The sequence below is a fragment of the Actinosynnema sp. genome, from assembly GCF_052038725.1.
Genome location: NZ_JBQGCX010001432.1, coordinates 1 through 8143 on the forward strand (window position 1 = coordinate 1; position 8143 = coordinate 8143).

The window sequence follows — 8143 nt, forward strand, 5'->3', positions numbered from 1 at the left end:
GCCTCCGAGCTGCTGTTCGGGCGCGCCGAGCTGCTGTACGAACTGCCCGGCAAGCTGGCCGCGGTCACCGCGGACCAGGTCGCCGCCGCCGCCAAGGCGCTGCGAGCCGACTCGCGCGCCGTCCTGACCGTCAAGCCCGCCGCTGGAGGTTCCGAGTGAGCGCCCCGACGTCCCACCGCAGCGCCGAGGAGATCGGCCGCACCGAGCGCGGCCCGAGGCCGCTGCCGGAGCTGGGCGAGCACCGGGCCGCCGCCGACCTCGCCAGCGCCGACACCACGCTGCCCAGCGGCCTGCGCGTGATCGCCGTGCGCCGCGCCTCGGTGCCCGTGGTCGAGCTGCGCCTGCGCGTGCCGTTCGCCGACCCGGCCGACAGCGCGGTCGGCTCGACCCACTGCGCCGTCGCCGAGGTGCTGGCGAACACGCTGCTCACCGGCACCGCCCGGCGCGGCAGGCTCGACGTGGACACCGAGCTGGCCCTGGTCGGCGGCGAGCTGGACGCCGTCGTCGACCCGGAGCGGCTCGCGATCAGCGGCAACGCCCTGGTCTCCGGCCTGGACACGGTCCTGGACGTGCTGGCCGACGTGCTCACCGGGGCCACCCACCCCGAGGAGGAGGTGGCCCGCGAGCGCGCCCGCCTGGTCGAGCGCATCCGGCTCGCCCGCTCCCAGCCGAACGTGATCGCCCGCGAGGCGCTGCAGACGCACCTGTACGGCGACCACCCGTTCGCCAAGGAGATGCCCGAAGTCGCCGAGGTCGAGGCGGTCACCCCCGAGCAGGTCCGCGAGCTGCACGCCCGCGCCGTCCTGCCGCGCGGCTCCGCGCTCGTGCTGGTCGGCGACCTGGACCCGGAGGCCGCCGTGGCCGCCGTGGCGCAGGCCCTGTCCGGCTGGACCGGCGACGGCGAGGCCGTGCGGCTGCGCCCGCTGCCCGAGGTCGTGGGCGGCGACGTGAAGTTCGTGCACCGGCCGGGCGCCGTGCAGTCGCAGATCCGGCTCGCCGGGCGCGGCCTCACCCGCACCGACGAGCGCTACCCGGCGTTCCAGCTGGCCAACCTGGTCTTCGGCGGGTTCTTCTCCTCCCGGCTGGTGGAGAACATCCGCGAGGACAAGGGCTACACCTACAGCGCCCGCTCGCACCCGGAGTTCACCCCCGGCGGCGCGACGCTGCTGGTCGACGCGGACACCGCCAGCGAGGTCACCGCCGCCGCGCTCATGGAGACCCGCTACGAGCTGGCCAAGCTCGGCATGGTGCCGCCGACCGACGAGGAGGTCGACACCGCCCGCCGGTACGCCGTCGGCTCGCTGCTCACCGCCACCTCCTCGCAGGGCGGCCTCGCGTCGTTCCTGGTGAACCTCGCGGGCATGGACCTGGACATCGAGTGGTTCGCGAGCCACCCGGAGCGGTTGGCGGCCGTCACCACCGAGCAGGTCGCGCAGGCGGCGCTGGACTTCTTCAGCCCCGGCTCGTTCACCGGCGTCGTCGTCGGCGACGCCGAGCTGCTCGCCCCCAAGCTGCGCGCGCTGGGAGGGGTCGTCCTCCCGTGACGTTCGAGCTGGTCGAGCTGCCCTCGCTGTCCCGGTTCACGGTCGACCGGTCGGAGCCGCTGCGCGGCGACGCCGAGCGGCTGCGCGCCGGGTGGCCGCAGGCGAAGGTGCTCGTGATCGACCGCAAGGGGCGGGCCCAGGTCGGCGGGCGCGGGAAGCTGCTGGTGCGGCGGCCCGCCCCGGAGTTCGGCGACACCCCGCCGGACGACGCGGTCTTCCTCGGCGAGGAGGAGGGCGTCCCGCACTGGGCGGTGCCGCTGGCCGACGACGAGACCGACGTCTCGGCGCCCGCCACGCGCGGGCGGTCCTGGTTCGGCGGCGAGCTGGGCGAGGAGCCCGAGTGGCTCGACCTGCGCGCCGTGGGCGCCCTGCTGGACGACACCGGCGCGGGCCTGTTCACCTCGGCGGTGGCGCTGTTCCACTGGCACCGCTCCGCGCGGTTCTGCGCGGTGTGCGGCGGCGCCACCGGGTCGGTCAAGGCCGGTTGGGCGCGGGAGTGCTCGGCGTGCGGGCGCGAGGAGTACCCGCGCACCGACGCCGCGGTGATCTGCCTGGTGCACGACGGCGCGGACCGGGTGCTGCTGGCGCGCGGCGAGGGCTGGCCGGAGGGGCGGTACTCGGTGCTCGCCGGGTTCGTCGAGGCCGGCGAGTCGCTGGAGTCCTGCGTGGGCCGCGAGGTGCTGGAGGAGGTCGGGGTGCGGGTGTCCGACATCCGCTACCTGGGCAGCCAGCCGTGGCCGTTCCCGAGGTCGCTGATGGTGGCCTTCCACGCGGTGGCCGACCCCGGCACGCCGCTGGCGCCCGCCGACGGGGAGATCGCCGAGGCCAAGTGGGTCGAGCGGTCGGTCGTGGCGAAGGCGCTGGCCGAGCCGGGCAGCGTCCCGGACCTGCTGCTCGCGCCCGGCGCGTCGATCGCCTACCGGATGATCCAGTCCTGGGTGGCGGCAGGCGGCTGACCGCGCTCCCGGACGCGCTCCGCCGCGCTCGTCGCGGGCGGCGCGCGCCCGGCCGGTGCACTGCCCGGAAGCCGTCCCGTCCCCGGTGGGGCGGGGCGGCTTCGGCATTGTCGGGGGTGCGCCCGACCGCTCGCGGGAAATCGGGCACGTGGGTGTGGACCACAACGCTGGTGGCGTGGGGGCGGCGCGGTTGCCGGTACCGTTCTGCCCACTGCCGAAAGGGGCCAGCCGTGCAACGCAAGTTGACCGTGCGCGACCTGCGCGCGGGCAACCGGGCGCGGGTCCTGCGCACCCTGTACTTCGACCGACCGCGCAGCAGGCAGGAGATCGCCACCCTCACCGGCCTGAGCCAGGCCTCCGTGAGCACCGTCGTGGGCGAGCTGATCGGCGAGGGCACCGTGGTCGAGGCGGGCCAGGTCGAGTCCGACGGCGGTCGCCCCCGCGTGCTGCTGCGGGTCGACCCGGCGCGCGGCGTCGTCGTCGGCGTGGACGTGGGCGAGACGCACGTGCTGGTGGAGGCGTTCGACCTCACCCTGGAGCGCCTGGCGGGCATCGAGCTGCCCGCGCCCCGCCCGCTGACCCCCGAGGCCGTGGCCGCCTGCGTCCTGCGCGGCGTCCGCCGGGTGCTGGACGACGCGGGCGCGCCCGGCCCGGTCCTGGGCGTGGGCGTCGGCGTGCCCGGCTCCGTGGACGGCGGGGTGGTGCACGCCCAGACCATCGGCTGGCACGGCGCCCCGCTGGAGCGCCTGCTCCGGGCCGGGCTGGACGTGCCGCTGCACCTGGACAACGGGGCCAACACCCTCGGCCAGGCCGAGGCGTGGTTCGGCGCGGGCCGGGGCGCGCCCACCGTGGTGGTGGCGCTGATCGGCTCCGGCGTGGGCGCCAGCGTCGTGGTGGCGGGCGCGCCGTACCGGGGCGCGTTCGGCGGCGCGGGGGAGTGGGGGCACACGACCGTGGCGCTGGACGGCGCGCGGTGCCGGTGCGGCGCCCACGGCTGCCTGGAGGCGTACCTGGGCGCCGGGTCGCTGGTGGACCGCCACCGGGCGCTCGCGCTGAACGCGGACGGGGACAACGTGGACGGGGGCACCGCCGGGGGCACCGCCGGGGGCACCGTCGGGGACACCGCCGACGAGGACAACGCCGGGGACACCGTGGCCGGGGACACCGTGGCCGAGGACCAGGAGCGGGCCTTCCGCTCCCTGCTGGCCGCCCGCACCCCGGAGGCCGAGCGGGTCCTGGCCGAGGCGGTCCGCTACGCGGGCCTGGGCATCGGCAACCTGGTCAACCTGCTGAACCCGACCCGCGTGGTCGTGGGCGGCTGGGCCGGGCTGCTGCTGGGCGAGCGGTTCCTGGCCGAGATCCGGGCCGAGGCGGGCGCGCACGCCCTGCGCCGCTCGTTCGAGCAGGTCGAGGTGGTGCTGGGGGAGCTGGGCGCGGAGTCGGTGGCGCTGGGCGCGGCGACCCTGCCGGTGGCGGACTTCCTGGCGAGCGGCGGGGTGGCCGCGAGCGCGCCGCCCGTCGGCCGGGCGGCGGCCCGCTAGGCGCGCTTCCGGGGCGCGGCCAGCGGGAGCAGCACCTCGTCGACGATCGCCCCCCGCCTCGGCGGCGGACACCGGTCCCCGGTGGTCGTGCTCGGTGAGCACCAGCCTCGGCCCCACCGCCGCCACCCCTGGCGTGACCGCCGCCGGGTCCGCCTCGCCCCGCTCCGCCGCGCGCAGCAGCAGCCGAGGCCTCGGCTCCAGACCAGCGCCACGACCCGCGCGTGCAGCTCGGGGCGCCGCTCCCGCTGGGCGACCAGCGGCCGGAGCGCCCGGCCGTGCGGCTGCTCCAGCACGCGCGCCAGCCCGGTGAGCAGCTCCACCAGGTCCCCGCGCAGCGTTCCCGCAGCCGGCTCTGGGGTCGGCTCGCCGAACCCGGTGAGCGGATCGGTCAGCGCGGCAGGCACCGGCTCCGCCGGGGTCGCCCACCGGCGGTAGAGCGAGGCCTCGCCCGCGCCCGCGACGGCCGCGATCCGGTCGAAGGCCAGCGGTTCCAGCCCGGTGCGGGCCAGCTCCTCCAGGGGCGCGAGGCAGATGGCCCCGGTGAGCGCGTCACCCCTGCGCCGGGGCTTGGAGGCTTCGTGCGCACCGCCATCACCCGCGTGCGCGTGGTCGACGCGCGGGGCGCGGTCCTGCTGCCCGGCCTGGTCGACGCGCACGTCCACGTCACCACCGAGGCCCAGCTGACCGCCCTGCGCGACCACGGCGCCACCACCGCGCTGGACGTGGCCGCGTTCCCGATCACCGCCGTGGACGCCCTCCGGTCGCTCCCCGGCCAGCCCGAGACCCGCACGGCGGGCGTCCCCGCAGCCACCCCCGGCGGCCACCGCACCCGCGTCCCCGGCTTCCCGCCGGACGCCGAGGTGGCGGGCCCGGCCGACGCCGACGCCTTCGTGGCCGCGCGCCTGGCCGAGGGCGCGGACCACCTGAAGGTCGTCCTGGAGGGCGACCTCGTGCCGGTCCCCGCGGTCGCGGCGCTGGTCGCCGCCGCCCACGCGCGCGGCCTGCTAGTCGTGGCCCACACCGCCGACCACGCCGCCGTCGTCGCCGCCGAGGCGGGCGGGGACGTGCTCACCCACCTGCCGCCGGGCGCGCCCCCCGGCCCGGCCCCGGTCGCGGCGCAGGCGGGCCGGGTCGTGGCGCCGACGCTGACGATGGTGGAGGAGGCGCGCAGCGGACGTCCGCGGGGACCCTGGCGAGCGCGGGCGCGCTGCACCGCGCGGGCGTGCCGCTGCTGGCGGGCACCGACGCGAACGACCGGCCCGCCGTCCCGTTCGGCCCCGAGCACGGCCCGTCGCTGCACCACGAGCTGGAGCCGCTGGTGGCGGCGGGCCTGACGCCGGCCGAGGCGCTCGACGCCGCCACCGCGCGTCCCGCCGAGCTGCTGGGGCTGCCCGACCTGGGCGCGGTCCGGCCCGGCCTGCGCGCCGACCTGGTGCTGGTCGACGGCGACCCGCCCGCCGACGTCACGGGCGCCCGCGCGATCACCCGCGTGTGGTGCGCCGGGGTCGAGCACGCCGCGGCGTGACGAGCGCCGGGGGGCGGCCGGGACCCGGCCACCCCCGGCCCGCCTACGGGTCGACCCGGTCCAGCCCGGCCCCGTCCCAGGTGGTCTGCGTGCAGGCCACCCCGCGCCCGTTCTTGGGCCGCAGCACGTCGTAGATGTGCATCCTCGGGATCTTGTCCGACACGCCCCACCCCGACGGCCAGGTGATCACCCAGTCCATGTCCAGGTCCACCAGCAGCCCCAGCATCCGCGCGATGGTCGGGTCGTCCAGCCGCTCGAACGCCTCGTCCAGCAGCACCAGCCGCAGCGGCGAGAACTCCCCGCTCACCGCGTCGTAGAACGCCGCCCCCGCCGCGAACAGCGTCACGTACGAGATCAGCCGCGTCTCGCCCGACGACAGCTGCCGCAGCCGCCGCTCCCGAGGCCCGCCGTCCGGGCCGGTGTCGGCCACGGTCACCGTGAACTGGTGCCAGGTCCGGTAGTCCAGCGCCCGCGACAGCACCTCGGCGTAGCTGCCGCTGTGCGCGTCCCGCTCCTGCTCGATCCGCTCGGTGAACACCCGCCGCAGCGTCGCGTCCTGCTCCGGGTCGCGCTCCGCGTAGGGCAGCCGCACCAGCGCCAGCGCGTCCCGCGTGCCCTCGTCCAGCGCGGCCGACGGCTTCCACGCCAGCTTCACGTGCACGCCCTGGCTGGACCGCGCCTTCCCGAGCACCTCGTTCATCCGCCTGCACAGGTCCTCGGCCACCGCGACCTGCCCGCGCAGCCACTCCGCCAGGTCCCGGATCAGGTAGTCCGCGAAGATCGTCTGGTACCGCTCGTCCAGGAACCCGCGCTGCTCGGCCAGCCTCGCCGTCACCTGCCGCGCCGCCAGCGCCACCGGCCGCGCGCCCTCCTCGCCGGTCACCGTCACCGTCAGCAGCCCGGCGTGCTGCTCGGCGGCGATGTCGTGGCTCCCGGCCAGCGAGGTCTGCAACGCCTGCAACTTCGTGATCACCGTGGCCTCGCCCGCACCCCGCCGGTCGATCCCGGCCAGCGCCTCCCTGACCCGCGCGGGCTCCCACTCGGGCCCGGCCTCCGGCAGTGCCGCCACGAGCACGCCCGGCGCGCGCACGGCCGCCAGGAACTGCTCCTCGGCCCGCCCCGCGCCCTCCCGCGCCCCGGCCAGCTGCTCGGCGGACGCGTCCAGCTGGGCCTCCAGCTTCGCCGCCCTCTCCCGCGCCTCCGCGACCTGCTCCCGCATCTCCCGCAGGTCCTCGCGGGTCGTGCGCCGCCCGGCCTCCAGCGCGGCGAGCTGGTCGGCGACCTCGCGCGCCTCACCGCCCACCGCGCCCGCCAGCTCGGTCAGCGTCGCCGCCTGGGCCGCGTAGTCCGAGCACCGCTCCTCGGCGTCCTGCTCGGCCGCCACCCGGTCCTGCTCGGCCGCCCGGTACCGGTGCGCCGCGTCCGCGAGGTCCGCCAGCGTCCCGCCGCACTGCCTGCGCAGCACGTCCCCGAGCCGGTCGGCGGTGCGCTGCGCGTCGGAGGCCGCCTGCTGCGCCTGCCGCAGCGCCTCGGTCTCGGCGACCAGCCCGGCCGCCGCAGCCTCCTGCACCACCTCGGCCCGCGCCGCCGCGTCCCGCGCCCGCGCCCGGCCCAGCTCCTCCTCCAGCTCGCCGACCCGGCGCCCGGCCCGCTCGGCGCCCTCCTGCGCGGCCTGCACCCGGCCGTGCCTGGCCACCAGGTCGCGGTCGGCGGGGAACCGCTCCAGGTGCGACTCCCACCGCCGCACCTGCTCGCGCGCCGCCACCGCCTCGGCCTCGGCCGCGCCCAGCTCCTCGCGCAGGCCCGCCAGCCGCTCCTCCAGCTCGGCGATCCGCCGCCGCCGCGCGCCCTCCCGCGCGCCCGCGCCGATGAACTCGGCGGCGGGCTTGCCCCACCGGCCAACGAGCACCCCGGCCCGCCACCCGCCGTCGACGTCCGCCGAGACCGCCCCGGAAGCGCCGGAACCCGGCGAGGCCAGCGACCCCGAGGCCAGTGATCCCGAGGCCAGCGACACCGAGGCCAGCAGCGCCCCGACCAGCTCCGCCGACACCGGCGACCCCGGCTCGACGGCGGGCTCCAGCACGTCGGCCAGCGACGCCCCGACCACCGCCTCGCCCGGCACCGCGAACACCTCGCCGCGCGCCCCGCCCACCGCCGCGAGCGCGGGGTCGCCGGGCACCCAGGCGTCCAGCAGCCCGGACGCCTCCAGCGACGCCTCCAGCCCGGCCCGCTCCGCCTCGTCCACCCCGGCCCTGAAGTCGACCAGCCGGTAGAACGGCGCCCCGGCGCCCACGTCCCGCGCGCCGCCGGTGAACCGCGCGGCGTCGGGCGCGCGCTCCGACCCGCCCCGCAGCCCGGTCAGCTCCGCGTCCCGCTCGTCGATCGACGCCCGCAGCCCGGCCACCCTGTCCGCCGCGCCGCGCTCGCCCTCGCGCGCCGCCGACACCCGCGGCCTCGCCCCGTCACGGGCCTTCGCCGCCAGCGCGCGGGCCCGTGCCGGGTCCACCGCCTCCGGCAGCCGCAGCGCGACCCCGGCGAACGGCTCGGCGTCCCGCCACGCGGCCACCGCGTCCAGCC

The 8143-nt window shown here is 78.1% G+C and carries 7 protein-coding genes and 1 pseudogene; 6 read left to right on the plus strand and 2 right to left on the minus strand.

Features of this window, described 5'->3' with window-relative positions; all coding sequences use genetic code 11:
• The 4 genes and pseudogenes from ACTUAL_RS30255 to ACTUAL_RS30270 form a co-directional block, all read left to right on the plus strand.
• Positions 1 to 159, plus strand: a pseudogene (locus ACTUAL_RS30255) (insulinase family protein); the annotation flags it as partial.
• Positions 156 to 1544 (plus strand): M16 family metallopeptidase, encoded by a 1389-nt coding sequence (locus tag ACTUAL_RS30260; RefSeq protein WP_440902626.1) that lies wholly within the window; start codon positions 156 to 158, stop codon positions 1542 to 1544. The pseudogene ACTUAL_RS30255 and the gene ACTUAL_RS30260, both read left to right, overlap by 4 nt.
• Positions 1541 to 2500 carry an NAD(+) diphosphatase gene (gene nudC / locus ACTUAL_RS30265; RefSeq protein WP_096491598.1) on the plus strand — a complete coding sequence of 320 codons (960 nt, stop codon included), beginning with the start codon at positions 1541 to 1543 and terminating at the stop codon, positions 2498 to 2500. The genes ACTUAL_RS30260 and nudC overlap by 4 nt, the downstream gene beginning before the upstream one ends.
• Positions 2501 to 2730: 230 nt before the next feature.
• Positions 2731 to 4041, plus strand: coding sequence for an ROK family protein (locus ACTUAL_RS30270; protein WP_440902627.1), 1311 nt, complete (start codon positions 2731 to 2733; stop codon positions 4039 to 4041).
• Here ACTUAL_RS30270 and ACTUAL_RS30275 read toward each other — a convergent pair.
• Complete coding sequence (locus ACTUAL_RS30275; RefSeq protein WP_440902628.1) at positions 4038 to 4697, minus strand: TetR/AcrR family transcriptional regulator C-terminal ligand-binding domain-containing protein; 660 nt, start codon at positions 4695 to 4697, stop codon at positions 4038 to 4040. The two genes, ACTUAL_RS30270 and ACTUAL_RS30275, sit on opposite strands and share 4 nt — an antisense overlap.
• On the opposite strand from ACTUAL_RS30275, the gene ACTUAL_RS30280 reads away from it, so the two are divergent.
• Positions 4641 to 5375 (plus strand): hypothetical protein, encoded by a 735-nt coding sequence (locus ACTUAL_RS30280; RefSeq protein ID WP_440902629.1) that lies wholly within the window; start codon positions 4641 to 4643, stop codon positions 5373 to 5375. The two genes, ACTUAL_RS30275 and ACTUAL_RS30280, sit on opposite strands and share 57 nt — an antisense overlap.
• The gene (locus ACTUAL_RS30285; RefSeq protein WP_440902630.1) at positions 5264 to 5566 is read left to right on the plus strand and encodes an amidohydrolase family protein; all 303 of its coding nucleotides are present in this window, start codon (positions 5264 to 5266) and stop codon (positions 5564 to 5566) included. The genes ACTUAL_RS30280 and ACTUAL_RS30285 overlap by 112 nt, the downstream gene beginning before the upstream one ends.
• A 43-nt stretch (positions 5567 to 5609) precedes the next feature.
• Here ACTUAL_RS30285 and ACTUAL_RS30290 read toward each other — a convergent pair.
• Positions 5610 to 8143: SbcC/MukB-like Walker B domain-containing protein (locus ACTUAL_RS30290; protein WP_440902631.1), on the minus strand; the 2534-nt coding region annotated here is incomplete at its 5' end.